Origin of the sequence: Paraburkholderia sp. BL17N1, assembly GCF_003634175.1 — a bacterium.
Taxonomy (GTDB): Bacteria; Pseudomonadota; Gammaproteobacteria; order Burkholderiales; family Burkholderiaceae; genus Paraburkholderia.
The window spans coordinates 1196923-1222608 of record NZ_RBIW01000002.1; the positions used below are offsets into that span (position 1 = coordinate 1196923).

Below are 25686 nucleotides of genomic sequence, written 5' to 3' on the forward strand. Positions count from 1 at the left end.
TCGAACCTGCTAATGAACTTGAGATATCTGCTTAAAGAAACCCGATCGAAATCCAGGGAATCGCCGCGACCAGAATCAGGCCGACGAGCAATGCGCCCATATAGCCGACAATCGGACGAATGCCCGCATCAGGATTGACCTTGCTGATCGCGCACGCCGAGTAGTAGCCGACCCCGAACGGCGGTGAGAAGAGGCCCACGCCCATCGAAAGAATCACGACGATCGCGTAATGCACTTCATGCACGCCCGCGAGCCGCGCGATGGGAAACAGCAGCGGCCCGAACAGCACAATGGCGGGAATTCCTTCGAGCACGCTGCCGAGCATCACGAACACGACGATCGACACGGCGAGAAAACCGTAAGCGCCGCCGGGCATCGAGCCCATGAACTGCGCGAGGTCCTGCGAAAAGCCGGATTGCGTGAGCGCCCAGGCCATCGCCGTGGCGCAGCCGATGATAAAAAGAATCGCGCCCGACAACGTCGCCGCATCCACCAGCATGCGGCCGAGCCGCCGCCATTCGAAACGGCGATACACCAGCAGACCGATCAGCATCGAGTAAGCGATGCCGATGGTGGAGACCTCTGTCGCCGTTGCCACGCCTTCAACCACGGCCATGCGAATCAGGAACGGCAACGCCAGCGCCGGCAGCGACACGACGAACAGTCGCCCGATCTGCCGCTTGCTGAAACGCTGCGCGCCGCTCAGATCTTCCTTGCGATAACGCCACCACACCACCACGCACAGAATCAGCGCGAGCACCGCGCCCGGCAGCATGCCCGCAGTGAAGAGCGCGGAGATGGACAACCCCGTCACCGAGCCGATCGTGATCAGCACGATGCTCGGTGGAATGGTTTCGCTTTGTGCGCCGGTCGTGGCGAGCAGCGCGACCAGATCGCCTTCGGAAGCGCCGCGTTTTTTCATCTCCGGAAACAACACCGGCGCGATGGCCGCCATGTCCGCGACTTTCGAACCGGAGATGCCCGACACCAGATACATCGCGCCGATCAATACGAACGACAGCCCGCCATGCACATGACCCACAAGGCTCGCGAGAAACTCGATCATCGCGCGCGCCATGCCGGTCATTTCGATCAGCAAGCCGAGAAAGACGAAGAGCGGCACCGCGAGCAGCACGAGATGCGACATGCCTTCGTCCATGCGGCCGACCACGACTTCGAGCGGCGTAAAGGTCGAGAGACCGAGATAACCGAACGTAGCGAGCGCAAACGAAAACCCGATGGGCACGCCCGAAAAAATCCCGATCCCCACCACGCCGACGAAAAAGATCACCAGATTGGTTTTGCCGAGCGTCTGAAACCACGGGCCGGCAAACACGGCAACCGCGGCCAATACAGCGGCGATCGCGAGCACGATCAGGACGTCGCGCATGCGGCTCACCTGAGCAAGACGAATCAGGCCGACCAGCAGCATGAGCGCCGCACCGACCGGCAAGGCGAGCGCGCGCCACGCGTTGCTGATCTGCAGAGCGGGCGTCACGATTGCCGCCTCGCCGGACGCATAGTCGTACGCTGGTGCGATCAACAGCGCAAGCAAGCCGATCGATGCCGCGATCGCCAGCGTATCGACGAACGCGCGCCGCTGCGGCGACAGGCGGCTGACCAACGCCGTCATCCGCATATGTTCGCCGCGCCGCAACGCGAGCACGGCGCCGAGCATGGCGAGCCACAGGAACAGAATGCCGGCCAGTTCATCCGACCAGACTAGCGGCTGATGCAGCACATAGCGGCACACCACGCCCGCCAACATCACGACGATTTCCATCGCAAGCAGCGCCGCCGCGCAGACTTCGACGAGCGCGATCAGACCGCGATCGAAACTCCTCAGCCAGCGCCGCGACGTGCTCGCCGCGTGCAATGGCACGCCCGCGTCCGCCGGATTCAATGCGTGATTCGACATGCTGCTGCCTCCTCGCGGCGGCTCGCCGCGCTTCGTCTCAGGCTCACCCGCATGCAGCACGATCAGGCCAGCTTGCCAACCGATTGTTCGAGCAGGTCCCACGCCTGATTGCCAAACTTGCTCTTCCATTCGGCGTAAAAACCCGCCTGACGCAGCGCCGCGCGGAACGTGTCCGGCGTGGGACGATTGATCGACAGACCCTTGCTTTGCAGATCCGCGACCGCCGCGTCGTTCAGCTTGCGCACGTCTTCGCGCTGCTTCAACGCCGACTGGTTGAACGCATCGCTGGCAATGCCTTGCAGATCCTTCGGCAAGCGCTGCCACGCGCGCGGATTCAGCACGAACCAGTAGCCGTCCCACATGTGATTGGTGAGCGAGCAGTACTTCTGCACTTCGTAGAGTTTCGCGACCTGCACGATCGGCAGAGGATTTTCCTGCGCGTCGACGATATGCGTTTGCAGCGACGAATAAACTTCGCTGAATTGCAGGCTGGTCGGCGAAGCGCCAAGTCCCTTGAACATATCGATGCTGAGCGGACTCACCGGCACGCGAATCTTCAGACCGCGCATGTTCTGCGCGCTCGTAATGGGACCGTTGCTCGTTGTGGTTTGACGAAAGCCGTTGTCCCACATCTTTTCGAACGATTCGAGGCCGGCCTTCTGCATCGCGGCGCGCACGTAAGCGCCGAGCTTGCCGTCCATCGCGCCCCACACCTGGTTGTAGTCGCTGAACGCAAAGCCCACCGCGTTGATCGCGACCGACGGCGCGAGCGTCGATACCACCAGCGCCGACGGCGTGAACATCTCGATGCCGCCGCTGCGCACCTGCGCGAGCATGTCGGTGTCGCCGCCTAACTGGTTGTTAGGGAATATCCGGATCTCCATGCGCCCTTTCGACGCCTCTTTGATCTGATTGGCCGCTTCCTGCGAGCGCACGTTCAGCGGATGCGTGAGCGGCAGGTTGTTGCCGTACTTGAACACGAACTCCGGGCCGGACGCCGCGCGCACGATCGCCGGAAAGCCCAGCGCGCTGGCTACCGGCACGGCGGCTGCCGCACGCAGCAGGGTGCGTCTCGCGAGGTTGGTCATTTGAGCGTCTCCTTGCTTATAATTGATGTGACTGTTGAATCCATCAAAAACCATCATCGTCCGCTCGCTGCGCGCTGATTTATAGTCACCGGTGCCGCGTCGTCGTGTGATAGCTGCAAGACTAGGCGTGCGCGGCTAGCGCTGTCAAACCGCGAACCTGATGTTTTTTGATGGACTTCCGTTCTGCGAAGGAAGGACTGCCATGTCCGATACGCTTCTCCTCACCGCCGCCGCGCGTGCCCGCATTCCCGACATTGCGCGGGCCGCCGGTGTGTCGACCGCCACGGTGGATCGCGTGCTCAATGGCCGTGAAGGCGTGCGCGCCGTGACGGCGCAACGCGTGCTACAAGCGGCCGCCCAACTCGGCTATCTGCTCACGCCCGAGGCGCCCGTCGTGCCCGCCTCGAAGCCGATGCGCATCGCGTTCCTGCTGCCTGCCGGCACCAATCGCTACTTGCACATGCTCGGCGACTACATCGACTTCGCACACGATCAGTGGAACGCGCTGGACATGAAATGCCGCGTGCACTACGTCGAGAGTTTCAACCCGAAGGAATTGGCCGACCGTCTGTTGCACTACGGACAGCGTGCGGATGGGGTGGTGTTCATGGCGCTCGAACATCCCGTAGTGCGCGACGCCGTGAATGCATTAGCGGATCAGGGCGTGCCGGCCATCACGCTGATTTCTGATTTATCGAATGCGCGGCGACTGGCTTATGTGGGCATCGACAATCGTTCGGCGGGACGCACGGCGGCGTTGCTGCTCGGGCGCTTCATGGGCCCGCGGCCGAACGGAAAGATCGCGATGCTCGCGGGCAGTCTCAACTATCGTGGCCATGAAGAGCGCGAGATCGGTTTTCTGCATTTGATCGAATCGACGTTTCCACAAGTGCGCGTGATCGGATTGCGCGAGGGACACGACGATAGCGAACGAAACTATATGCAAACGCGCAAGCTGTTGGAGCAGCATCCCGACCTTGCCGGCATTTACAACAGTGGCGGCGGATCGGATGGCGTGGCGCGCGCGATCGTCGAAGCGCGCTCAGAGCAGAAGATTCTGTTTGTCGGCCATGGCTTGACGCCTGACACGCGAGCGTTGTTGATCGACGGCACCATGGATGCGTTGATCACGCAAACGCCACAAGCCATGGTGGGAAATTGTCTGCGCATATTCCGCAACGTGCGCGAGAAGCGTGACGCGATGAGCGACGTTAAGCCAGTGCAATTCAGCATTGTTCTGCGGGAGAATCTGCCTTGACGTTGCCGTGGCCATGCCGACGGCTCAGACCACCACGTCAGGCACGCGGGATGCTCAATCAACTTCGTATTCCAACCTCGATACGAAAGGAGATCACATCATGCCTTACCTTCTCGGCTGGCTGCTTGGCGTCCCGTTGATCGTACTGGTCATCCTGTACCTCATCTTCCATTAATCGTTGCTACATACTCGCAAGCGCGGTTGATCGGAGGTTCCGTTCTACCGCGCCGCAGCCCTTCCGGCTACGGCGCGAAAGGCGATGCCAGCGTCCGGGCGTCGCCTTTCGCGTCTGTGCGATGCTCGTTTTGTCGACGTATGGACGCGCGCATCTTTCCGCTTGTACCGCAAGCGATGGCGCGTAAAACTAACCTTTCCTAGTCCGCGCAAATTGCCATTTCTGCACACGTGCGCTCAGCAGGCGTACGAGCAAGGAGGGACCGATGGCAAGCAATGAGTACACGCTGTCACACCAGGACGTGGTGAAGGCCGTCATTATTCATCAGGATATTCACGAGGGTTTCTGGACGTTGAACATCCAGTTCGACGTCGCGGCCGGGCACGCTGCGCAACTCCCGGACCCTTGCCTTAACGTGACGATCAAGGGCATTGGCATCATGCGCGCTTCGCCTTCTGATCTGTTCGCGATCGACGCCGCTATCGTGAATCCGCCGGGGCCTCAGCATGTGGAGGGAACGGTACGCATCGCGGCGGGTGTCAACGGCACGCAACAAGGCGGCATGCAATTTTGCCGCGACGTCTATCGCAGTGTCGCTGTACAGAGTGCGGCCAAAGCGCCGACCAAACGAGGTTGATCGAGCGGCCGCGCGTCGCTTGCCAATGCACTGCCTCAATCGATGCGGGGCGGGGGTCGGTTGTCGCGCGGACGGTCTTGTTGACAAGCATCGGTCGGGAACATGCATCCACGCCCGGCGAGCGCGTCTTGCGGCGCTGATGACGCCGCAATTCGCCCGCGTGCCGTCCTTCCTGTGAAAGACGGCGAGACACCGGACGGCAGCTTGTGGCCGCGCGAGGCTGCGGGCGCGAGGCCCGTGGCCCGGACGGTTGTCCCGGGCATGAATGCACCCTGAAAATATACCGGGACGCCGGCTGGATAGGCTTCTTAAAGCAACAGGCTTCCCGCACGATGTCGGGACGATCTTCCTTTAGAATGCAATTTTCAGGGATAAACTTCCAGTGACGGCCACGACCATCCGAAATCGCCCGCTCGACAACCAGGATCGCAAGATCATGCGCGAGTTGCAAAAAAACGCGCGTCTGAGCAATGCCGAATTGGCGGAACTGGTCGGCATGTCGACCACCGCATGCTGGAATCGCACGCGTCAACTGGAAACCGAGGGGTATATCCGCGGCTACGTCGCGCTGCTCGATCAGCAGAAGCTCGGCTTCGCGGACATCGTCCTGCTCGAAGTCACGCTCGACCGTCACGACGACGACGCCCTCGCCCGCTTCGGCGCCGAACTGGCGACGCTAACCGAAGTGCTGGAGGCGTATCTCGTATCGGGCGATTACGATTATCTGGTGAAGGTTGCGGTCGACGGCACGGCGGGCTACGAGCGTTTTCTGCGTGAGAAGCTCTACAAGATCGCCGGCATCCGTCATAGCCGCTCGATGTTCGCCTTGCGTTGCATGAAGAGCATCCCGTCCGTGCAGGTGTGAAAAGCGTGCAGCGCGCGGGCCTGAATGCGTGGACTCATATTCGGCGCAATGCTTTCTGACACGCCGCCAGCACCGCGCCCGCCGCGAGCAGCAGCGCGGAATAGACCAGCCCGCGTGCGAGACCCGCGCCGTCCGAGACCCAGCCGATCACCATCGGCCCGACAATCTGCCCGAACGCAAACACAATCGTGAATGCGCTGATGCCCTTGGCCCAATGACTCGCGGGCAGATTGTGGCGCACGAAAGCCGTGGTCGACGCTACGGCGGAAAGAAACGTCGCGCCGAACAACACACCTGACACGAACGCCACCCACGGCTGCGTAAACAGCGCAGGCAGCAGCGTCGCGATCGCGAGCAAAGCGTTCAGCACCGCGAGCGCCTGGCCGCCGCGCATGCGATCCAGCAATCCCGACCACACTCGCGCCGAGATCACGGTCGCCACGCCGAGCAACAGATAGAAGCACGTGACAACAATTGCGCTCATGCCCGCATTGCGCAGCAGTGCGACGATAAACGTCATGTAGCCGATATAACCGACGCCAAACAGCGTGTAGCCCGCCAGCGCCAGACTGAATCGCGGCCAGCGGGGTGCATCGGCGGCAGCGTGTGATTGCGTGGCCGACGACGCCATCGCGTGCACGCGTTCGACTTTTCTCGCCGCGCCGACGGCCGCCGCCGCGAGCGCCGCACACGCGAGCGCTAGCGCGAACCACGCGAACTGCCAGCCGTGCGGCACGTTGAAGATAGTCAGCGGCACCAGCAGCGACGACGCCACAATGCCCCACCCCGTGCCGCCGTAATACAAGCCGAGGACGAGCCCCGCATCGTGCGGTCTCGCCGATGCAAGCCGCGCCGCCAACACGCCGCCGCTGATGAAGATCGCCGCGCTGCTCACGCCGGTGATCACGCGCAAGGTGAGCAGCGCGTTCGTGTCGGCAAGCAGACCGCTGCCTGCCATCAGCAGCGCCGTCGCCACGCAACCGCCGCCGAACAATGCCCCAGCCGACCAGCGGCGCGCAAGGCGCGGGAAAGCCAGCGCGCCGAGCAGATAGCCCAACGCGTTGGCCGTATTCATCGCGCCGGCTTGCGCGAAACTCCAGCCGAGGTCGAGTTTCATCGACGGCAACAGCAGCGCGTACGCGAAGCGGGCGAGGCCGAGCGCGATCGCGCTGCCCAGCGATAGAGACGCGGCGAGCATCAGCGTGGGGAGTCGTTGCGCTGCTTCGGTCGCCTCAGAAGTCGATGCGGCGTCGAGTGTTTTTATCGGCATGGGCGAGCGAAAGTGGGCAAGGAGGCTACGAGCCGCTTTTGCCAGAAGGGCTGAATTCGGCACTTCGTCATCATATCCGCGGACGCCGGGCGCGGTTGACCGTTAGTTGCGTGAATGGCTTGCCGCGTGTGGCTCGGATAGCGCCCGCGTTTGGCGCGGAGCGTCGGACAGACGCTAAACCCAACCAAGAAGTCATTTTCTAAATGCGAATGATTTGCATTTACGTGTAAATTAGCTCATTATTCAGCCCATACCATCCGCCGAACCCGAAATCATGACGACGCTAGACATCAGCCGCCCCGAAACCGAAAGCCCGCGCCCAGCGATGGCCAAGCCTGCCACTGGCGCCGGCCCGCATGCTTCGGCGGCGCTCGACGTTCTGCTATCGCGTCAATCGCAATGGCCGCTGACCGAGCCCGGCCCGGCGGACGCCGAACTCGACCTGATTTTCGACGCCGCCTTGCGCGCACCCGATCACGGCAATCTGCGTCCCTGGCGCTTCGTGACGATTCGCGGCGATGCGCGCGGCTCACTCGGCGACGTACTGGTCGACCTCGCCAACGCCCGCTCACCGGACGAGCCGCGTTCGGCGCATGCGCATCGCCGGCAGAAAGCATTCGCGGCGCCGCTGGTGATCGCGCTCGGCGCGGCGATCTCGGCGCATCCCAAGGTGCCCGAGATCGAGCAGCTGCTGGCTGCCGGCGCGGCGGCAATGAACATGCTCAACGCGATCCACGCGCTCGGCTACGGCGGCTTCTGGTCCACCGGACCGGACAGTTACGAAGCACGCCTGCACGACGCGCTGGGTTTCGCTGCGAACGAGCGGCTGCTCGGCTTCCTCTTTGTCGGTACACCGAAAACACTGGGGCAAGCACCGGTGCGTGCGGCGCGCAGCGCGCACGTGCGCGAATGGCAGCCGGCGCAACCTCCGCGGTAACCGCGACCAACGCATAAGCACCCGACGCAGGCTCTGCGTCATCGCCCATTCGTCGCACGCGACAAGCGCTGGCCTGCGACGCGGCACCCGTCCCGTCCGGGCAGCGCGATTCATTGGACCGTGTCCATCCAGGAGCATCGATGAACTTTCGCTCTCAGCACAGCAGCCGTCCGGAACTGATCGACGATCATCCGACCGACACCGCCAACGCGCCCGACCGCACCGTCCTGAGCGCCGTGCGCACATGGCTGCGGCCCGCTTGCGAAACGGCGCGCGGCGGCGTGCACTGGCGCGACGTTCTCAGCGGCGTCGGTCTGCGGCAGGACGGCATCGAACACTTCGATCTGCTGATGCGTTCGCTGATGCACGTGTCGTATCGTCCGCTCGATATGCGCTGCCGTTGCGCAAGCGACCTCGGCAAGGACGAAGCCGTGATTCTGCAAACCATCGCGTTGCTGCAAAAAACGCATAGCGGCGCAGCCTTGCGCCTGCTGAACGAATGGCTTCCCGCGCCCGCGGTGAGTGGCGTCCTGAAGCTGATTCGCTGGTTCGCCATCGACCTGCTCGACGCCGGCGTCGAACTCGACGTGCAAGCACGGCGCGTCACCTACATGCATTGAGGAAGCAGGCCTATGTCATTGGAACTGGACCAGGCTTGCCCGGCGACTTCGCCTGAGCGCGGCAGCCGCGAGTCGCGCGAAGTCGCAGTTGAACGCAGCGCCGGCGAATCTGCCGTGCAGCCCGCCAGCGTCGCACCTCCCGCCGCAGCCTTCCTGTGCCATCCGCTGACGCGCAGCTATCCGTACAACGTCGCCGCGCCACGCGCAGGCGAACTGCATCTTTGGCGATTCCGCTGCGAATGGCTGCCGGTGCCGGTGCAGGAAGGCGATACCTGGTTGTCGAAGAGCGAACGCGAGCGCGCGCGGCTGCATCCGAACGCCGCGTTGCGCAAACGCTTTATCAGCGCGCGCGTGGTGGTGCGCTGGATCGTCGGGAATCTGTTCGACTGCGAGCCGAACGCAGTGGATCTGCGAGACGACGGCAACGAGAAGTTGCAGGCGCGTCATCCTCGCGACGGCCGCAGTATCACGATCGATATCGCGTACGGCGGCATCTGGATCGTGATCGGCGTTGCATCGGCGACGCTGGGATTGAGCGTCGTCGTGCCCTCGCCCGGCGCGGCGCCCGACGAAACGCCGGAAGCCTCGCGGCGGCGCGCTCGCTACGGCAGTCTGTGCAATGCTTTGCGTTACGCGCCCGTCGACATCGATATCGAACTGCTGTTCAGCCACACCGCAACCGGTGCGTTCAATCTCGCAGAACATGGCCGTTGGCATGTGCTCGATATCCCGATGGCCGGCAAGATTCGCGCGGCGGTCGCGCTTGCGCAGCCGGCCACGCAGCCGCTCACCCACGTGCATACGTTCGGCTGGCCGAAGGCTTTGGCGTTCGGGCAGGCCAACGATTAGGGCGCTCAGTTTCTTTACGCTTGCCGCAATGTGGTCACCGACCACGCCACGCACGCTGCGTAGGCGGCCGGTGGGGCGAGCCAGTGTGCGGCGACACCGCGCATATCCGCGGGAATCTGTTCGCGCAGCGTCACGCAGGCGCTTTCACGCGGCAGCACTCTCAGATGCTGCAACCCGCGCGTTAGGCCCACGCCCGTCGTTTTAACGAGCGCTTCCTTGGCGACCCACGCGTCGTAAAACGCAGCGCTCTGCTGTCCCGCGTCGAGACGTGCGATCCACGCGGCCTCTTCCTCGTCGAGCGTCAAGGCCGCGATCGAACGCCAATCGAATTTGTCGCTGCGCTGCTCGATATCCACGCCGACGCGCCGAACCGGCGACATCGCGATCAGCCCGTGCGCGCCCGCATGCGATACATTGAAATCGAAGCGGTCCGAATCCGCGAGATGAGGGCGGTGATTGGCGTCGAGCGCAAAACGCACGGCGTGCGCCGCGATGTCGAGCCGCCGCGCGAGCTCTTCACGCAGCACGGCGCGCACGCTGGCGAAGCGCAACGCGTCTTCATGGCGGCGAAAGTGATGAGCGCGGGTGCGTTCGTCGTCGCTGAGGGAGGCGAAGGCAGGTGCGTCGAGCGACGCAGTGAAGTCGATGTCGATCCGCCACAATGCAATGTCGGGCGGGCCGTCGTGAGGCAGAGGAACAGGGTCGATGGAATGCATGGTTCGGACGTGATGGGTGCAATCGCGGACGCATAGCCGCGACTCTACCCGATATAACGTCCGAAGCCTTCGATCTTCAGCGACGCTTCATGTCTTCGACGTATCGCTGACATGGCCCATCAACTGACAAAGGGTGGGGTGACACCCAAGACGCTGCGGCGCGTTCCTCACACAGCTCGCGAACTGTCGCGACCAGAATGCATCATTCGACGATGCCGTCTCAGAACCACTCGAGATTTTTTCGCGGCATGCTGCAAGCGTCGCGGCCAACGCTTTCGCGCTCAAAGGATGCGCGTAATTTACCGTTGGATAGTCGCCGAATAACTGCGATAACGGCGAATCTTCGACTGCCGCCAATTCTTTGACCGCGAGTTGCGTGGCTATCTGCAGCACTTCGCACTCGACTTCGGAAAAAAAGGCTTCAGGCACGTCCAGACCGGGCGCGTAATGGTTGATCCAGAGCAACGCCGATTCGGCAAACAGCGCTGGAGAAAGCCATTTTCCGTCGACTTTCATCGACGCCAACTCCTGAACGACAAGGTCGCTTATCAAAAACAATTTCATCTCGTGTCTCTTTCCAGCCGAACGCGGGAAATTTCCCGCCGGCAACGCACGAGGACATGGTGCGCCGGCACGAAACAATGTGGCCCACCGGAACGTCACACCCTATGCATCCTAGCTCAACAAGCCAGCTAGTATGAGGCAGAGCACCAGCCGCTTTGCTAAGAAGAATCCGATAGTCGGAAAGAAAAAAGTGAGAGAAGTCACGGGTTATCAACCGCGAGTTTTAGAGGAAACGCGTGCAACAAATCGTTACTATCGACGTCTCCCGACATCTGCCTTACGCGAAGATAATTTTTTGGTCGCGCGAGTTGCTTAAGCGGCCCGCGGCTGCGTTTCACCATTTCGGGCCGGCATGTCGGTTGCGCCCTCGCGGGCATGCCGTAGCGCTTCGAGCAGCGTGGCGTGATCGCCGATATGGTTGGCGAGCAGCAGGATTAACTGAGCATTGGCCGACTGGCTCTGCGCATCGTCCAGATCGCGATGCATATCGATCAATGCCTCGTAGAAATCATCGGGGCGGGCGAGATTCGGTTGCGTGTTGAGTGTCATGTTTGTCTCCAGCCATTTTTTCGCTGATGCCGCGAGCGGACTTCGCCGCTCATTCAAGCAGTACCTTCGACGCACAACGCGCGTTTCAACGCATTCCCGACATCACCCGCATCGAGTTGCCGCCAACGCGCGCAAACATGCTGGTCCGGACGGATCAGATAGAACGTGCCGGGCTTTGCGTCGTAGCGTGAGTGAGCCAGCCCTTCGGTATCGTGTACGAGTTGCGCGCCCGTAGACGCAACGGTCTGCGGATCGCCACACGTCACCACGACGAGCTTCAACAAAATCGGTCCCGCACGCAACGTGTCCAACGCGGCCTGAATCGACTGATCGATTCCTTGTTCGCCGCAGAACAGCACGCCGGTGAATTGCTGGCCGAGTTGCTGCAGCAGCCATGCCGGTTGTGCCGCGACTTGCACCGGTGCATCGACGCACGACGCCCCCGGCACCGTCGCCCCTTCAAACTCGTCACAGTCCGCTGTATTCAGCGGAGAATCACGCAACACCGCCGGCACGGACAACCGGCCGCTATTGGCCAACTGCCGCGCAAACGGATGACGCCGCGAGAGCTTCAGCACCGCATCGCGGAACACGCGGCTGACAGGAGTCTTCGGCGTAATGAAATCGGTGGAGCGCGTGGAGTTGCGGATGTTTTCATCAGCGGCGTATTCGCGTTCGCTTGCATAGGTGTCGAGCAAGGCGTCCGCGGCTTTGCCTTCGAGCACCATCGCCAGTTTCCATGCGAGGTTTTCCGCGTCCTGCACGCCGCTATTTGCACCCCGCGCGCCGAACGGTGACACGCCATGCGCTGAGTCGCCGGCGAACAGCACGTTGCCGTGCCGGAAGCGCTCCATGCGCAAACACGAAAACGTGTACACGCTGACCCATTCCAGCTCGAACTTCGCGTCAGGCCCGAGCAACGCGCGCACGCGCGGGATGACGCGCTCCGGTGTTTTTTCCAGCACCGGATCGGCGTCCCAGCCTAACTGGAAATCGATTCGCCACACGTTATCCGGCTGACGATGCAGCAGCACCGATTGATTCGGATGAAACGGCGGATCGAACCAGAACCAGCGTTCAGTCGGAAATTCTGCTTCCATCTTGACGTCGGCGATCAGGAAACGATCTTTGAACGTCACACCTTTGCTGTCGAGTCCCATCAAATTGCGGATCGGGCTGCGCGAGCCGTCGGCGGCGACCACGTAGCGGCCGCGCAATGCGTACTCGCCATCGGGCGTGTCGACTGTCAGCGTCACGCCGGCGTCGCGCGTGCCGGGCGCACCATCTTGCCGCACGCCGACCACTTTGCTTTTCCAGCGGATCTCGAGGTTCGGCATCTCCTGCGCGCGTTCGAGCAGGAAACCTTCAACGTAGTATTGCTGCAGGTTGATGAACGCGGGCCGGTTGTGGCCCGCTTCCGGTTGCAGATTGAACGTGTACACCAACTCGTCTTTCAGGAACACCTTGCCGACATTCCAGCTGACGCCCTTGTCCACCATCCGCTGACCACACCCCAGGCGATCGAAAATATCGAGCGAACGCTTCGAAAAGCAGATCGCACGCGATCCCGTGGACAACGAACAATCGTCGTCGACCAGCACGACCGGCACGCCCTGCTGCGCGAGATCGATCGCGGTGGCGAGACCCACCGGGCCCGCGCCGACCACGATCACCGGATAGGCCGCCTGGTTCGCGCCGCCCTGTGCGCTCTGCTCACGGCACGGCCGGTATTCGAACGACAGCGTCTGGTAGTTGATGCTCATCTTGTGTCTCCGTCCTTCTCCGCTTTGCCTCGTCTTGCTGTGCGTCTGTTCTTATCAGGCTTGCAGTGCGTCCCACATTTCCTTGTCGCGCTGCGCGGTCCAGATGCGCGGATGCGTGATACCGCTTGCTTCATCGAAAGCGCGCGACACGTCGAACGGCAGACAGTGCTCGTAGATGAAAACGTGACCGAACTTCGGGTCCATGGCCTTGCGCGTGTGTTCCATCGCGGCCTTCAGATCGAGCTTCTGTTCGACGGCTTCACGGCCTTGTTGCAGCAGCGTGGTGACGAAATCTTTCGTGTAGTCCAGACCTTTTTCGACATCTTCCGGCGTGGTCAGCGCGGGGCCGCGGCCCGGCACGAGTTTGTCGGCCTTCAGCGCGCGCAATGCCTCGAGCGTGGCCGGCCATTGTTCGAGCTGCGCGTCGCCGCAATAGCAGGCCGCGTCGTATTCGACCAGATCGCCGGAGAACAGCACCTTCTGCGACGGCAGCCACACTACCGTATCGCCCTTCGTATGACCCGCGCCGAGATGCGCGATGCGCACTTCGAGCTTGCCGAGGAACAGCGTGATTTCCTTTTCGAACACGAGCGTGGGCCACGTCAGGCCCGGCACCGTTTCGACACCGGCGAACAGACGCGGGAAGCGTTCAATTTCCGACTTCATGTCCGCTTCGCCGCGCTCGACGATCATCTCGTACGTGCCGCGGCTCGCGATCACCTCCTGCGCGCCTTCCTCGAAATACGCCGATGCACCGAGCACGCGCACCGCGTGGTAATGCGACAGCACGACATATTTGATCGGCTTATCCGTGACACTGCGAATCTTCGCGATGAGGTCTTGCGCCATGGCCGGCGTGGCGGTGGTATCGACGATCAGCACACCGTCGTCGCCGATGATCACGCCCGAGTTCGGATCGCCCTCGGCGGTGTACGCGTAGGCGTTCTCGGATAGCTTGGTCCACGTGACTTTCTTGACTTCCAGGTCGGCCTGGGATGCGAATGCCTTTGCCATGCTTGTCTCCCTCAAAAATTGGACGTGAGGCGAGACGGCCGGCTGCGCGAAGGCCGCGCGGGCTGACGGTATTGCAGGATTGTCTCGCCCCGTTTCTTGACTCTATAACTGCGCCGGTATGTCGGGGTGAATGCATCTTAGGGCGGCGCCTGTTTATTTGTCAATAGCGAAATGTATCGCTATACACAAATCTTGCGAGGCCTAAGATGAGGACTGGAAGGCACGGGCCTTCGGTTAACATGGACCCTTTTTCACGGACGAGCGCGGGTGTGAGCAAAGCAGCGAAACCGGCCACTGGCAAAGGCGCGGGCGGCAGTGAGACGGCGGACGGCGGCAAAACGCAGCGCGGCATTCAGAGCGTCGAAGTGGGCGGCCGCGTGTTGCTGGCGCTGGCGCAGGCGCGCACGCCGCTCGCTCTCTCCGACCTTGCCAGCGCGGCGCAGATCGCGCCGGGGCAGGCGCACGCCTACCTGGTGAGCTTGAGCCGGCTGGGTTTGATCAAGCGCGACGAACTGTCGGGCCGTTACGAGCCCGGCCCGCTGTCGTTGCGGCTCGGTTTGCTGCATCTGGAAAACCAGCCGGCATTTCGCGCCGCAGTGCCGCGCGTGACCGCGTTGGCCGAAGCGGTCGGCTTCAGCGTCGCGATCTGCATTGCCGGGCCGCAAGGGCCGACTATCGTTCGCTATGAACATGCGGGCTTTCCGTTGCACGTCAATTTGCATGTGGGCACGGTGATGTCGCTGCCGGCTACGTCGACGGGGCGGGTGTTTTGCGCTTATTCGCGACGCGAGGTGCTTGACGCAATGTGGGCGAATCAATCGGGCGCGATCGGCAATGCCATGACGCCGCCCGACGAAAGCGCCGTCTTTGAAGCCACGCTGGACGCGATCCGCGCGCGCGGCCTGGAGTGCAGCGTGGATGTGCCGAGTCCGGGCATCAGCAGCCTGAGCGCGCCCGTGCTGGATGCCGACGGCCGCTTGGCGCTGGCGCTGACGGTGATCGGCTCGACCGGCGCGATCGACGTCGCCGCCGACGGTCCGATCGCGCGTGCACTGCTTGCGACGGCGCGCGACATCGGCGCTGAACTGGCTATCGCCCCTTCCTTGCTGGCTTCTTCCGCATCGTGACCGATTCGCTCGACACTTCTCACACTCACCCAGCCGCCGATGCGAAACCGCAGCGCGGCATCCAGTCGCTCGATAGCACGGGCGAATTGTTGGCGGCGCTGGTCGCGGCGGCGCGGCCGTTGAACCTGCGCGATCTTGCGGGCGCGGCGGGCATGCCGCCGGCAAAGGCGTTTCCGCATCTGGTGAGCCTGCTGAAAATCGGCTTGCTCAATCGCGATGCATCGGGCTGTTTCGAAGCCGGGCCGCTCGCGCTGCAGCTGGGGTTGATCGGCTTGCAGCGCTTATCGCCGACGCGTGAAGCGGAGCCCGAGGTGGTCGAACTGGCGGCGTCGACGGGCATGAGCGTCGCGATGGCCGTGCTCGGTCCGCTCGGGCCGACCGTCGTGCGTCTGGAGGAATCGGCGCGGCCGCTGCATGTGAGCCTGCGGGTCGGCACGGTGATGTCGCTGGCGAATACGGCGATCGGCCGCGTGTTCGCCGCCTATGTCGCGGACGATGTGCGCGCGGGTTTGCTGGTGCAGGATCATCTGCGGTTGGCGGGCGCGGATGCGGCGGATGTTTTCGAAGGAAAGCCGGCGCAGGCGGCCAAAGGTAGAGCGACAGGCGACACGAACGCGCCGTCGGCAGTGCCGCCGCTGAAGCAAGCCTACGCGCAGCGTCTCGCGCAAATCCGCGCGGATGGAATCGACACGGCGCTCAGCCGGCCTGTACCGGGCATCAATACGCTCGCCGCGCCGGTGCTGGATCACACGGGCAGTATCTGCCTCGTTCTGGCGTTGATGGGGCCGAGCGGCAGCTTCGACAGTGAATTGGCGGGTGGGCCGGCGCAGACTTTGCGCGCCGCGACGTCGAGGTTGTCGCGGCGCTTTGGGTGGATGGGTGGAACCTCTTAGTAATCGTTTTTCTTGAGAATGGCCCGTTTTTAATCGTTTTGCGACTCGAATAAGCGAAACGATACGCCAGACCGTATAATCGTTTTTTTCGAAACCCCGCATTTTTTAATCGTTTTGAGAGCCAAGTAATCAAAACGGACGGGAAGCGGAGAGCGACGCGGGCGCGCTCCGGACCAGCACGGATCGAAATCATGCCGCAGATCGGTTATCAATGGCTGTCCACCAAGTACGGCGTCGTGCCGGTGCATCCGTTTGCCGTCCAAAGCGAAATCGGCCGAACCCGCTCCACCTCGACGGAGGATGACATTCGGCGGGAAATCTATCCCGAACCTTATCGCCCGGGCAGCGGCATGACCGATAACTTGAGTTTCGCCTTCCGGCATGAGGGCGTTCATCTGGAATTCCTCGCGCGCCTCTACGCGTTGCCATCTGTGCGCGAAGAGCTGCAGGCATGGATCGCCCGCGAACCCACGGGTGCGTATGCGCGCCGGGCCTGCTTTTTTTATGAATGGCTGATGCCGGAGGCGCTGGACGCACCCGGCGTCTCTAAGGGAAATTACGTCGACGCATTGAACCCGGAAGACTTCGTCGTCGGCACATCGGTCAACAACACGCGCTGGCGTGTGCGCGACAATCTGCCGGGAAATCGCGATTTTTGCCCGGTCATTCGACGCGTAGAAGCGGTCCAACGTGCCGAAACCTACGACCTTGCCGCGCGGCTAGCCGAACTGGAAGCGGACTACGGCATTGATCTGGTTCTGCGCAGCGCTGTCTGGCTGACGGTTAAGGAGAGCCGCGCCAGTTTTCTCATCGAACACGAACAGGATAACGAAGACCGCATACACCGTTTCGCTGCCGTCATGGAAAGCGAATGTGGGCAACATGCCAATCCATTCGAGGTCGAGACACTCAACGTTTTGCAACGCGGCATCCTCGGCCCGTCGGCGCTGCGCTACGGGATCCGGCGATCGCCAGTGTATGTGGGGCATATCGCGCGCTATCAGCCAGTAGTCGACTACATCGCACCGCACTGGCAGAACATCGAGGCCATGCTGGCCGGTCTCACGCGCTTTCTCGAACGAACGGTGGGTGGCGCGCCAATTGTCCGTGCAGCAACGGCATCGTTCGGTTTTGTCTACGCCCACCCGATGGCCGATGGTAACGGCCGCATTTCGCGATTCCTGATCAACGACATTCTGCGCCGCGACGGTGCTGTGCCGGCGCCGATCATCCTACCGGTGTCAGCAACAATCACTCATAGCACACGTGATCGCGCTGCCTACGACAGGGTGCTGGAACGCTTTTCGCGCCCCTTGATGAAACACTATGCCGATCAGTACACGTTCGGAAAGAATGAGAAGGGCGAAGACGGCGTTGAATACAATCTGCATTTTGGCGCTTACGACGATGCATTACCGGCGTGGCGTTATCCCGATTTGACCGCTCACGTCAGCTATCTCGCCAACGTGATCGACGCGACGCTTACGCATGAGATGCGCACTGAAGCGCGCTTTCTGCATGCTAACGACAAAGCTCGACGCGCCATCAAAGAGTTCCTGGAAGCGCCCGACATCGACTTGGACAGTATTATTCGCAGCATCCGGCAAAATGGAAACAGCGTATCGAACAATTTACGCAAACGGTATCCGCTTCTCGCTGAGCGTCCGGAGTTGAGCACACAGATAGTGAACGCAATTACAGAAGCGTTCACCGACGAAGGGAGCCATTGATTCAAAGGCGTGCGACATGGTCGCTTGCTGCATTTCGCTCTGCGTCCGACTCAACCATCCGATAAAACAACCTTCCCATACGCCGCCAGGTTAAAGCGGCCTCAATCCCCCGCCGCCTCCGGCTCATGCGAAGCCAGCCTTGCCTTCGCGTGCCGCATCTTCTCGAGCGTCTTCGGCCCGGCCTTGAGCGCGACGCCGATCGCCAGCGCGTCCATGATGCAAAGATGCACGAGCCGCGACACGCCCGGCGTGTTCGGATCGATCGGGCTCGGTACGCGCAGCAGCAACGGAATATCCACCAACCACGCAAGACGCGAGCCGACATTGGTCAGCGCGATCGTAGTCGCGCCACGCTCCTTGGCAATCTGGATGCTCTCGTTGACTTCGACACTGCGGCCCGAATGCGAAATCGCGAAAGCCACATCGCCGGGCTCCATCAGGCCTGCGTAAAGACGCTGCAAATGCCCATCCGTAAACGCCGTGGATGCAATATCGAGCCGCAGAAACCGCAGCGCCGCATCTTGCGCGACCAGCCCCGAGCCAGAACCTACACCGAAGAAAAACACCCGCCGCGCGCTCGACAACGCCGCGATCGCACTCTCGACCACCGCCGGATCCAGCGCGCCACGCGCATGCGTGATGCCGTCGACCGCCGCCTCGCCCACCTTGTCCATGAGCGTCTGCACGTCGTCGTCGCGCGCCACCGCCGTGGATGCATACGGCAGCCCGCCCGCCACGCTCTGCGCCAGTTGCATCTTGAAGTCGCGCAGACCATGCGCGCCGATGGCGCGGCAAAAGCGCGTGACGGAAGGCTCGGACACCTCGGCGCGCTGTGCGAGTTCGGTAATGCTCGCGCGCATCGCGAAGTCGACGTCGCTCAGCACCATCTCGGCGACCTTGCGCTCGGCGGGCCGCAAATTGGCGAGTGCGCTGCGGATGTGGGGAATCAAGTTCGGTGCGGACACCCGGTGTTCCTTCAAAGCGCCCCCAGACCTGTCGCTTCGCGCCAGGCCCCCGGACGGGGTGAGAAAACCTGGAGCGGTCTGGCGCATTCTCATGCGTTGAATAATCCACGTCGCGTCGCAGCTTCGGTGAGCCTGAGGCGAGCTCGTATCGACCGCAAACGGCAACGCGCGGGTCAGACCAGCCTGCGCCCACTCTCCGTCTCGAACAGATGAATATGCTCGGCAGGCAAACGCAGCGTGACGCGCTGGCCGGGCTCGATTTTCGAGCGCTGACGTGTCGTCACGCACCACGTGCTGCCGCCTATTTTCCCGTACAAGTGAGTCTCCGCGCCAGTCGGTTCGACCACTTCGACTTCCATCGTCGCGTCGGGCGTCGGAGTCATGGTTTCGATGTGTTCCGGCCGCACGCCGAGCGTGACCTTCGCGCCGATCACCGCCGAAGCGGGCGCACCTTCCAGCACGATCTCGCCGCCATCCGTGAGATTCAGCGCGAGACCCTGACCTTGCGCGCGGCTCGCGATCACGCCTTCGGCAAAGTTCATCGACGGCGAGCCGAGAAAGCTCGCCACGAACAGATTCGCCGGATGGTCGTACAGTTCCAGCGGCCGGCCGATCTGCTCGATGCGCCCCGCGTTCATGACGACGATGCGGTCCGCCATCGTCATGGCTTCGATCTGATCGTGCGTGACGTAGATCACCGTGTTCTTCAGCCGCTGATGCAGCGCCTTGATTTCGGTGCGCATCTGCACGCGCAGTTTGGCGTCGAGATTGGACAGCGGCTCGTCGAACAGGAACAGCGAAGGCTCGCGCACCACCGCGCGGCCCATCGCCACGCGTTGCCGTTGGCCACCCGAGAGCGCGCGCGGCAAGCGGTCCAGATAGCCGCCGAGGTTCAGCATCTTCGCCGCGGCTTCGATCCGCGGCTTGAAACTCGCCGACGACTCCTTGCGAATCCGCGGCCCGAACGCGATGTTTTCGTAGACGGACAGATGCGGATACAGCGCGTAGCTCTGGAACACCATCGAGATATTGCGCTGCTGCGGCGCGAGACTGTTCGCGCGCGTGCCGCCGATCAGCAGATCGCCGCCGCTGATTTCCTCGAGCCCGGCCACCATGCGCATCAACGTGCTCTTGCCGCAGCCCGACGGGCCGACCAGCACGACGAACTCGCCGTCGTCGATGTCGAGATCGATGCCGTGCACCACTTGCGTGTCGCCATAGCGTTTGAAGATGCCGCTCAGTTGCACTGCTGCCATGCTGTCCTCATCGTCTTGCCTGGTTGACTCGATCTCGTGCTGCTTGCAATGCCGCTGCGGGCGGGTCAGAGCGACTCGAGTGTCAGTTCTTCCGCCATCAAACGGTTGCCGGCCATCAGGCCGCCGTCGACCGGCAGCGCGACGCCGGTAATCACGCGCGCCATCGGCGAGGCCAGAAACAGCACCGCGTCGGCGATGTCGTCAGGCGTCGCGAAGTCGCGCAACGGGTACCACTTTTTCAGATCCTCGAAGACCTGCGGATTCTTGTCGACGCGCGCCTGCCACGCCTGCGTCTTTACCGTGCCCGGACACACGATGTTCGCGCGAATGCCGTAGCGGCCGAGTTCGAGCGCGAGCGCTTTCGTGTAACTGATGAGCCCGGCCTTCGCCGCGCTGTACGCCGGATGACCGAGCGCGGCCATGCCGTTCACTGAGCCGATCAGCACCAGCGCGCCGCGCTGCCGCTCGATCATCGACGCGCGCACCGCTTCAACCGTGTGATACGTGCCGTTCAGATTCAGATGGATGTCGCGCTGCCAGCTCGCGACGTCGGTCGTGGCAAGCGTCAGACCTTCGGCGGCGCCCGCGTTGGCGACCAGCACATCCACCGGACCGCGCAGTTCGACCGCAGCGGCCACCGCTTGCTGCACTGCGGCGGCGTCGCCGAGATCGACCGCGATCGGCGTGACATGCGCCTCGCCGAGTTGCGCGCCCAACGCCTGCAGCGCGGCGGCGTCGATGTCGAGCGCCAGAACCGTATCGCCCTGCTCCACGAAGCGCTTGCACAACACGCTGCCGATGCCGCCGCAAGCGCCCGTTACCAACACCACACGATTCATTGTCCGCCTCGCTGTTCGACCACGCCGCCAGCCCGGATTAGCGTGTAAATTTCCTACAAATCCAAACGCGACATAGTTGTCTAGTCATCCCGAAGATTGGGTATCCGTGACATCGCGTCGTGCAGAATATCCCTGCTTTACAGCATCTTATGCACAAAACCAGCCGGGAAAAAATATGGCAGACCCTACGTGACAAGCAATTTTGCGTCATGTAGGATTTTTACAAACAATTCACCCGAAGCGGCCGGCGACGGCAGCAAACCATCCAGGAGAGAGAGAAATGTCGTTGCATGCCCGTGCTTCCCTCGCGCTAGGCAAAGTTGCCGTGGCGCTCGCGTTTGCAGGTATCGCCGTCGCGGCTCACGCCGATACGGTTCGCGTGACTGTCGCACACTACAGCGACGCGACCGCGCCGTACTTCGAAAAAATGGCCCGCAACTTCGAGAAGGCCAATCCCGGCACGACCATCAAGATCGAAGACGTGAACTGGGACACGCTGCAGCAGAAACTGCAGACAGACATTTCCGGCAACGCCAACGCCGATCTCGCGATCGTCGGCACGCGCTGGCTGCTCGACTTCGTGAAGGACGACGTCGCCGAGCCGCTCGACGGCTACATGGACGCGAACTTCAAAAGCCGCTTCATCGGCCCATTCCTCGCACCGGGTGAGATCAACGGCAAGGTGTACGGCCTGCCGATCGCCGCGTCCGCGCGTGGGCTGTACTACAACAAAGACCTGCTCGCCAAGGTCGGCTATCCCGACGGCCCGAAGACCTGGAACGACGTGATCGAAGCGTCGAAGAAACTGAAGGCGCAGGGCATTGCCGGCTTTGGTCTGCAAGGCAAGGAAATCGAAACCGACGTCTACTATTACTACGCCCTGTGGACCAACGGCGGCGACGTGGTCGGCAAGGACGGCAAGGCTGCCTTCAATTCGCCGGCCGGCATCAAGGCAGCCACGCTGTACAAGACGATGATCGACCAGGGCCTGACGCAACCGGGCGTGACCGGCTATAGCCGTGAAGACGTGCAGAACCTGTTCAAGCAAGGCCGCGTTGCGATGATGATCTCCGCACCGTTCCTCGCCAAACAGATCAAGAAGGAAGCGCCGAACCTGAAGTACGGCATCGATCCGATTCCGATGGGCACGACGCACGCTACGTACGCCGTGACCGACTCGATCGTGATGTTCAAGAACTCGAAGGTGAAGAAGTCGGCATGGAAGTTCCTCGACTATCTGTTCACGAAGGAACCGCGCGTGGAGTTCACCACGACCGAAGGCTTCCTGCCGACCACCAAGGCTGAGGCGACCGATCCGGCGTTCAACGATCCCGACACCAAGGCCTTCGTCGCGCTGCTGCCGACCGCTCACTTTGCGCCGACCGTGACCGGCTGGGAAGACACCGCGAAGGCCGTGACCGACGCAATGCAGTCGATTTATTTGGGCAAGGCGAAGCCGGCCGACGCATTGAACGCGGCGGCCGCCCAAGCGAACAAGTCGCTTGGCAAGTAATCGCGCTGTCTCGTAGCGATCTGCTGAACCCGGAACGCGCACCGTCATTGCAAAGGCGGCGCGCGTTTCGGTCGTAATGCACTATCCGGCCCATCCCGTCGCGCCCGCTCCTTGATGTGGACGCGTCTTACGATCGAGCACGCATGAGCCGCTCCGCTTCTTCGCGCCTGCAAGCGCCCTGGTTGCTGATAGCGCCAAGCCTGGTGCTGGCGCTTTTCATCATCAGCTATCCGATTTTCAACATCGTGTGGCAATCGCTGCACGAGGTCTCGCGCTTCGGTGCCATTCGCGATTTCACTGGTCTGCAGAATTTCTACACGATCTTTGGCGATCCCGCGTTCCTTGCGGCAGCCAGGCGGACCATTGTCTGGACCATCTGCGTGGTGGGTGGCACGGTGCTGATCTCCGTGCCCGTTGCGCTCGTGCTGAACCAGGATTTCTATGGGCGCGGCGTGGCGCGTACGATCGTGATGCTGCCGTGGTCCGTCTCGCTGACCATGACCGCCGTGGTCTGGCGCTGGGCCTTCAACGACGACTACGGCATGGTCAACGTCACATTGCAGAGGCTCGGCCTGATCAGCGGACCGATTCATTGGCTGGCCACGCCGGAACTCGCGTTTCCGGTCGAAATCGCGGTCGGCATTCTGGTGTCGGTTCCGTTTACCGTGACGATTCTGCTGGGCGGCTTGTCTTCGGTGCCCGGCGATATTTACGAAGCCGCACGCATGGACGGCGCAAGCGCCTGGCAGCAGTTCCGCAAACTCACCATGCCGCTGTTGCGGCCGTTCATCAACATGACGATTCTGTTGAACGTGATCTACGTGTTCAACTCGTTTCCGATCATCTGGGTGATGACGCAGGGCGGCCCCGACAACAGCACGCACATTCTCGTCACATATCTTTATGAGCTCGGCTTCCGGCTCGGGCGTCCCGGCGAAGCCGCGGCGGTGTCGCTGATCATGCTCGTCATGCTGTTCATTTTCTCGATCGCCTATCTGCGCCTGCAGCCCGCAAAAGAAGGGGATCCGTCATGAATCTCAGCGTCAAGATGAAGCGCACGCTGTGGTGCTGGCTCGCGTTGTCGCCACTGATCGTAGTGGTGCTGTTTCCGTTTGCCGTCATGCTGTTCACCGCGTTGAAGCCGGCTTCCGAGATTTTTGTGTACCCGGCGCGCTGGCTGCCCGTGCATTGGCAGTGGAGCAATTTCTCCGATATGTGGGTGGCGGCCAATTTCGGCGTGGCGCTGCGCAACAGCACGGTAATCAGCTTGCTGTCGACCGCGCTTGCATTGGCCGTCAGCTTGCCCGCGGCCTATGCCCTGGCGAGATTCCCGTTTCGCGGACGCGGGCTCTACCGTCAGTTTCTGCTCGTCACACAGATGCTGTCGCCGATTCTGCTGGTGGTCGGCCTGTTCCGGCTGGCGGCGATGATTCCCTATGGCGACGGGAATCTGGTCGATTCCAAGATCGGCGTGATCGTGTCCTACGCTGCATTCAATATCGCGTTTGCCGTGTGGATGCTGTCTTCGTACTTTCAGACGGTGCCGCGGGATCTGGAAGAATCGGCGTGGCTCGAAGGATGCGGACGCACCAAGGCGGTCTTCAAAGTGTTTCTGCCGCTCGCGGTGCCTGCGATCGTCGTCACCGCGATCTTCACGTTCATCAACGCGTGGAACGAGTTTGCCGTGGTCTATACCTTGATCCGCTCACCCGAGAACAAGACGCTGACCGTGCAGGTGACCGACATGGTTGCCGGGAAATACGTGGTCCAGTGGCATCTGGTGATGGCCGCTACACTCTGCGCGACGTTGCCGGTCTCTGTGGTGTTCGCGTGGTTGCAGAGGTATCTGGTGAAGGGGCTCGCGCTAGGGGCCGTGAAATAGATGTTGGGGCGAGCGCACAACTGCATGAGCAGCTCGCGCTCGCCGTTTCATTCGCTTTCGGGTTAATCCGTGCCGCGCACAATCCGCAGATCGCGCTCAACGCCGTCGCCCAATGCGGCCAGCGCTTTCTTGTAGGGCTCGCTCTCGTAGGCGGCGACGGCCGCCTCATAGGTCGGAAATTCGATCACGACCGTCCGCTCCTTCAAGCCCTGCTCGCGAGCCTCCTCGGCCACACCGCGCACGATGAACTTGCCGCCGGCAGCCGCCACGGCGGGCGCGGCGAGCTGCGCATACGCGGCCAGTTTTTCCGCGTCTTTCGTCGCGCGATATGACGTCACCCAGTATCCCTTGCTCATTTGAGGCTCCTTTCAACGTTGGAAAAGCAGTCGTTGTCGTGCACGACGGCGAACGGGGATTATGACGCCTCGCGGCGTCCCCATCGCCCGCACGGTCAATCGCTCAACTGCGGCTGGTGAATTGTAAGGCGCCGGCTCGCGTTACGTCACGAGGGCGGTCCTGCAAATAATGGCAATACCGGTTACGCTGTCTGCGGATTTCGCTTTGACACACGACCGGAACACAGCAATGACTCAAGCGCTCACTATCGATTTTGTCTCCGATATCGCATGCCCGTGGTGCGCGATCGGCCTCTCCTCGCTCCAACGCGCGATTTCGCGTCTCGGCGACGCCGTCGACGCGCAAATCGTCGTGCATCCGTTCGAATTGAATCCGGACATGGGACCGGACGGCGAGGCCATTGTCGACTACCTCGGCAAAAAATACGGCCGCACGCCGGAGCAGATCGCCGAAACGCAGGCCGCGATCCGCGAGCGCGGCGCGAGCGTCGGTTTTACTTTTGGCCCGCGCAACCGCGTGTACAACACTTTCGACGCGCACCGTCTGCTGCATTGGGCGGGCATCGAGGGCAAGCAGTTGCCGCTCAAGTTGGCGCTGCTGCAGGCGTATCACGCTGACGGCAAAGACCCAAGCGATCATGAAGTGCTGATCGAGGCAGCGCAGTCCGTCGGGCTCGATGCCGCGAAGGCGCGTGACGTACTGCAAAACCGAACCTATGCCGCTGAAGTTCGCGCAGAGGAGCGGAATAACGAGGCGATGGGTATTCAGTCGGTGCCGGCCATTATCTTCAACCGTCGCTATCTGGTGAGTGGCGGACAGCCTGTCGAAACTTTCGAGCAAGCCATCCAGCAGATTCTGGCTGAAGCGAAGGACGAAGGTTCACAGAACACGTAACGCTGAA

Annotated in this window: 25 protein-coding genes; 13 read left to right on the forward strand and 12 right to left on the reverse strand. The window is 62.1% G+C overall.

What is annotated here, in order from left to right; all coding sequences use genetic code 11:
* Nucleotides 1-31 precede the first annotated feature (31 nt).
* Together B0G82_RS25275 and B0G82_RS25280 are read right to left on the reverse strand one after the other, a co-directional pair.
* Nucleotides 32-1918, reverse strand: a complete 1887-nt coding sequence (locus tag B0G82_RS25275) for a TRAP transporter large permease subunit (protein WP_116146367.1) — start codon at nt 1916-1918, stop codon at nt 32-34.
* Between the two features lie 62 nt (nt 1919-1980).
* Nucleotides 1981-3006, reverse strand: coding sequence for a TRAP transporter substrate-binding protein (locus tag B0G82_RS25280; RefSeq protein WP_121309426.1), 1026 nt, complete (start codon nt 3004-3006; stop codon nt 1981-1983).
* Between the two features lie 202 nt (nt 3007-3208).
* Between B0G82_RS25280 and B0G82_RS25285 the strand changes: the two genes are divergently transcribed.
* The 3 genes from B0G82_RS25285 (at nt 3209) to B0G82_RS25295 (ending at nt 5941) form a co-directional block, all read left to right on the forward strand.
* Nucleotides 3209-4264, forward strand: a complete 1056-nt coding sequence (locus B0G82_RS25285) for a LacI family DNA-binding transcriptional regulator (RefSeq protein WP_121309427.1) — start codon at nt 3209-3211, stop codon at nt 4262-4264.
* A 440-nt stretch (nt 4265-4704) separates the two neighbouring features.
* On the forward strand, nt 4705-5076 hold the full coding sequence (locus tag B0G82_RS25290; protein WP_121309428.1) for a hypothetical protein: 372 nt from the start codon (nt 4705-4707) through the stop codon (nt 5074-5076).
* A gap of 382 nt (nt 5077-5458) precedes the next feature.
* Nucleotides 5459-5941, forward strand: coding sequence for an Lrp/AsnC family transcriptional regulator (locus tag B0G82_RS25295; RefSeq protein WP_106278848.1), 483 nt, complete (start codon nt 5459-5461; stop codon nt 5939-5941).
* A 34-nt stretch (nt 5942-5975) separates the two neighbouring features.
* On the opposite strand, the gene B0G82_RS25300 is transcribed toward B0G82_RS25295, so the two are convergent.
* Complete coding sequence (locus B0G82_RS25300) at nt 5976-7211, reverse strand: YbfB/YjiJ family MFS transporter (protein ID WP_121309429.1); 1236 nt, start codon at nt 7209-7211, stop codon at nt 5976-5978.
* A gap of 325 nt (nt 7212-7536) precedes the next feature.
* Here B0G82_RS25300 and B0G82_RS25305 point away from each other — a divergent pair, with 325 nt between their 5' ends.
* The 3 genes from B0G82_RS25305 (at nt 7537) to B0G82_RS25315 (ending at nt 9617) form a co-directional block, all read left to right on the forward strand.
* Nucleotides 7537-8148 (forward strand): nitroreductase, encoded by a 612-nt coding sequence (locus B0G82_RS25305; protein WP_241975006.1) that lies wholly within the window; start codon nt 7537-7539, stop codon nt 8146-8148.
* 140 nt (nt 8149-8288) lie between these two features.
* Complete coding sequence (locus B0G82_RS25310) at nt 8289-8768, forward strand: hypothetical protein (RefSeq protein WP_116122927.1); 480 nt, start codon at nt 8289-8291, stop codon at nt 8766-8768.
* A 12-nt stretch (nt 8769-8780) separates the two neighbouring features.
* Nucleotides 8781-9617 (forward strand): hypothetical protein, encoded by an 837-nt coding sequence (locus tag B0G82_RS25315; protein ID WP_121309431.1) that lies wholly within the window; start codon nt 8781-8783, stop codon nt 9615-9617.
* A gap of 14 nt (nt 9618-9631) precedes the next feature.
* On the opposite strand, the gene B0G82_RS25320 is transcribed toward B0G82_RS25315, so the two are convergent.
* From B0G82_RS25320 to B0G82_RS25340, 5 genes are all read right to left on the reverse strand, one after another.
* Nucleotides 9632-10333 carry a 4'-phosphopantetheinyl transferase superfamily protein gene (locus B0G82_RS25320; RefSeq protein ID WP_116146377.1) on the reverse strand — a complete coding sequence of 234 codons (702 nt, stop codon included), beginning with the start codon at nt 10331-10333 and terminating at the stop codon, nt 9632-9634.
* An 87-nt stretch (nt 10334-10420) separates the two neighbouring features.
* Nucleotides 10421-10897: a hypothetical protein gene (locus B0G82_RS25325; protein WP_121309432.1), complete on the reverse strand. Its 477-nt coding sequence runs from the start codon at nt 10895-10897 to the stop codon at nt 10421-10423.
* Nucleotides 10898-11209: 312 nt separating this feature from the next.
* Nucleotides 11210-11446, reverse strand: a complete 237-nt coding sequence (locus B0G82_RS25330) for a DUF2783 domain-containing protein (RefSeq protein ID WP_121309433.1) — start codon at nt 11444-11446, stop codon at nt 11210-11212.
* 53 nt (nt 11447-11499) lie between these two features.
* Nucleotides 11500-13209, reverse strand: a complete 1710-nt coding sequence (locus B0G82_RS25335; protein ID WP_121309434.1) for an FAD-dependent oxidoreductase — start codon at nt 13207-13209, stop codon at nt 11500-11502.
* 54 nt (nt 13210-13263) lie between these two features.
* Nucleotides 13264-14223, reverse strand: coding sequence for an MBL fold metallo-hydrolase (locus B0G82_RS25340; protein ID WP_116146383.1), 960 nt, complete (start codon nt 14221-14223; stop codon nt 13264-13266).
* 239 nt (nt 14224-14462) lie between these two features.
* On the opposite strand from B0G82_RS25340, the gene B0G82_RS25345 reads away from it, so the two are divergent.
* From B0G82_RS25345 to B0G82_RS25355, 3 genes are all read left to right on the forward strand, one after another.
* The gene (locus tag B0G82_RS25345; protein WP_121309435.1) at nt 14463-15350 is read left to right on the forward strand and encodes an IclR family transcriptional regulator; all 888 of its coding nucleotides are present in this window, start codon (nt 14463-14465) and stop codon (nt 15348-15350) included.
* Entirely contained in the window at nt 15347-16243 is an 897-nt protein-coding gene (locus B0G82_RS25350; RefSeq protein WP_121309436.1) for a helix-turn-helix domain-containing protein, read from the forward strand. The genes B0G82_RS25345 and B0G82_RS25350 overlap by 4 nt, the downstream gene beginning before the upstream one ends.
* 191 nt (nt 16244-16434) lie before the next feature.
* Nucleotides 16435-17973 carry a Fic family protein gene (locus tag B0G82_RS25355; RefSeq protein ID WP_121309437.1) on the forward strand — a complete coding sequence of 513 codons (1539 nt, stop codon included), beginning with the start codon at nt 16435-16437 and terminating at the stop codon, nt 17971-17973.
* Nucleotides 17974-18074: 101 nt separating this feature from the next.
* Here B0G82_RS25355 and B0G82_RS25360 read toward each other — a convergent pair whose 3' ends face one another.
* The 3 genes from B0G82_RS25360 to B0G82_RS25370 form a co-directional block, all read right to left on the reverse strand.
* Nucleotides 18075-18938: an SIS domain-containing protein gene (locus B0G82_RS25360; RefSeq protein ID WP_012428992.1), complete on the reverse strand. Its 864-nt coding sequence runs from the start codon at nt 18936-18938 to the stop codon at nt 18075-18077.
* 173 nt (nt 18939-19111) lie between these two features.
* On the reverse strand, nt 19112-20194 hold the full coding sequence (gene ugpC / locus B0G82_RS25365; protein WP_121309438.1) for a sn-glycerol-3-phosphate ABC transporter ATP-binding protein UgpC: 1083 nt from the start codon (nt 20192-20194) through the stop codon (nt 19112-19114).
* 65 nt (nt 20195-20259) lie between these two features.
* Complete coding sequence (locus B0G82_RS25370) at nt 20260-21033, reverse strand: SDR family oxidoreductase (protein ID WP_121309439.1); 774 nt, start codon at nt 21031-21033, stop codon at nt 20260-20262.
* 280 nt (nt 21034-21313) lie between these two features.
* Here B0G82_RS25370 and B0G82_RS25375 point away from each other — a divergent pair, with 280 nt between their 5' ends.
* The 3 genes from B0G82_RS25375 to B0G82_RS25385 all read left to right on the forward strand — a co-directional run bounded on the left by B0G82_RS25375 (nt 21314) and on the right by B0G82_RS25385 (nt 24428).
* Nucleotides 21314-22546, forward strand: coding sequence for a sugar ABC transporter substrate-binding protein (locus tag B0G82_RS25375; RefSeq protein ID WP_012428989.1), 1233 nt, complete (start codon nt 21314-21316; stop codon nt 22544-22546).
* Nucleotides 22547-22689: 143 nt separating this feature from the next.
* The gene (locus B0G82_RS25380) at nt 22690-23580 is read left to right on the forward strand and encodes a sugar ABC transporter permease (RefSeq protein ID WP_106278889.1); all 891 of its coding nucleotides are present in this window, start codon (nt 22690-22692) and stop codon (nt 23578-23580) included.
* A complete protein-coding gene (locus B0G82_RS25385) occupies nt 23577-24428 on the forward strand; it encodes a carbohydrate ABC transporter permease (protein ID WP_121309440.1) in 852 nt (283 codons plus the stop codon). Before B0G82_RS25380 ends, B0G82_RS25385 begins: the two co-directional genes overlap by 4 nt.
* Before the next feature lie 62 nt (nt 24429-24490).
* Here B0G82_RS25385 and B0G82_RS25390 read toward each other — a convergent pair whose 3' ends face one another.
* On the reverse strand, nt 24491-24784 hold the full coding sequence (locus B0G82_RS25390; RefSeq protein ID WP_116122916.1) for a DUF1330 domain-containing protein: 294 nt from the start codon (nt 24782-24784) through the stop codon (nt 24491-24493).
* 229 nt (nt 24785-25013) lie between these two features.
* Between B0G82_RS25390 and B0G82_RS25395 the strand changes: the two genes are divergently transcribed.
* Nucleotides 25014-25679, forward strand: coding sequence for a DsbA family oxidoreductase (locus B0G82_RS25395; RefSeq protein WP_121309441.1), 666 nt, complete (start codon nt 25014-25016; stop codon nt 25677-25679).
* Nucleotides 25680-25686 lie beyond the last annotated feature (7 nt).

What these genes read in the sequence shown, in the direction of transcription:
- ugpC (WP_121309438.1), bottom strand. Translation starts at nt 20,194, where the DNA reads ATGGCAGCAGTGCAACTGAGCGGCATCTTCAAACGCTATGGCGACACG.
- B0G82_RS25285 (WP_121309427.1), top strand. Translation starts at nt 3,209, where the DNA reads ATGTCCGATACGCTTCTCCTCACCGCCGCCGCGCGTGCCCGCATTCCC.
- B0G82_RS25390 (WP_116122916.1), bottom strand. Translation starts at nt 24,784, where the DNA reads ATGAGCAAGGGATACTGGGTGACGTCATATCGCGCGACGAAAGACGCG.
- B0G82_RS25340 (WP_116146383.1), bottom strand. Translation starts at nt 14,223, where the DNA reads ATGGCAAAGGCATTCGCATCCCAGGCCGACCTGGAAGTCAAGAAAGTC.
- B0G82_RS25375 (WP_012428989.1), top strand. Translation starts at nt 21,314, where the DNA reads ATGTCGTTGCATGCCCGTGCTTCCCTCGCGCTAGGCAAAGTTGCCGTG.
- B0G82_RS25320 (WP_116146377.1), bottom strand. Translation starts at nt 10,333, where the DNA reads ATGCATTCCATCGACCCTGTTCCTCTGCCTCACGACGGCCCGCCCGAC.
- B0G82_RS25370 (WP_121309439.1), bottom strand. Translation starts at nt 21,033, where the DNA reads ATGAATCGTGTGGTGTTGGTAACGGGCGCTTGCGGCGGCATCGGCAGC.
- B0G82_RS25305 (WP_241975006.1), top strand. Translation starts at nt 7,537, where the DNA reads ATGGCCAAGCCTGCCACTGGCGCCGGCCCGCATGCTTCGGCGGCGCTC.
- B0G82_RS25280 (WP_121309426.1), bottom strand. Translation starts at nt 3,006, where the DNA reads ATGACCAACCTCGCGAGACGCACCCTGCTGCGTGCGGCAGCCGCCGTG.
- B0G82_RS25385 (WP_121309440.1), top strand. Translation starts at nt 23,577, where the DNA reads ATGAATCTCAGCGTCAAGATGAAGCGCACGCTGTGGTGCTGGCTCGCG.
- B0G82_RS25275 (WP_116146367.1), bottom strand. Translation starts at nt 1,918, where the DNA reads ATGTCGAATCACGCATTGAATCCGGCGGACGCGGGCGTGCCATTGCAC.
- B0G82_RS25335 (WP_121309434.1), bottom strand. Translation starts at nt 13,209, where the DNA reads ATGAGCATCAACTACCAGACGCTGTCGTTCGAATACCGGCCGTGCCGT.
- B0G82_RS25395 (WP_121309441.1), top strand. Translation starts at nt 25,014, where the DNA reads ATGACTCAAGCGCTCACTATCGATTTTGTCTCCGATATCGCATGCCCG.
- B0G82_RS25310 (WP_116122927.1), top strand. Translation starts at nt 8,289, where the DNA reads ATGAACTTTCGCTCTCAGCACAGCAGCCGTCCGGAACTGATCGACGAT.
- B0G82_RS25330 (WP_121309433.1), bottom strand. Translation starts at nt 11,446, where the DNA reads ATGACACTCAACACGCAACCGAATCTCGCCCGCCCCGATGATTTCTAC.
- B0G82_RS25315 (WP_121309431.1), top strand. Translation starts at nt 8,781, where the DNA reads ATGTCATTGGAACTGGACCAGGCTTGCCCGGCGACTTCGCCTGAGCGC.
- B0G82_RS25380 (WP_106278889.1), top strand. Translation starts at nt 22,690, where the DNA reads ATGAGCCGCTCCGCTTCTTCGCGCCTGCAAGCGCCCTGGTTGCTGATA.
- B0G82_RS25325 (WP_121309432.1), bottom strand. Translation starts at nt 10,897, where the DNA reads ATGAAATTGTTTTTGATAAGCGACCTTGTCGTTCAGGAGTTGGCGTCG.
- B0G82_RS25300 (WP_121309429.1), bottom strand. Translation starts at nt 7,211, where the DNA reads ATGCCGATAAAAACACTCGACGCCGCATCGACTTCTGAGGCGACCGAA.
- B0G82_RS25345 (WP_121309435.1), top strand. Translation starts at nt 14,463, where the DNA reads ATGGACCCTTTTTCACGGACGAGCGCGGGTGTGAGCAAAGCAGCGAAA.
- B0G82_RS25290 (WP_121309428.1), top strand. Translation starts at nt 4,705, where the DNA reads ATGGCAAGCAATGAGTACACGCTGTCACACCAGGACGTGGTGAAGGCC.
- B0G82_RS25355 (WP_121309437.1), top strand. Translation starts at nt 16,435, where the DNA reads ATGCCGCAGATCGGTTATCAATGGCTGTCCACCAAGTACGGCGTCGTG.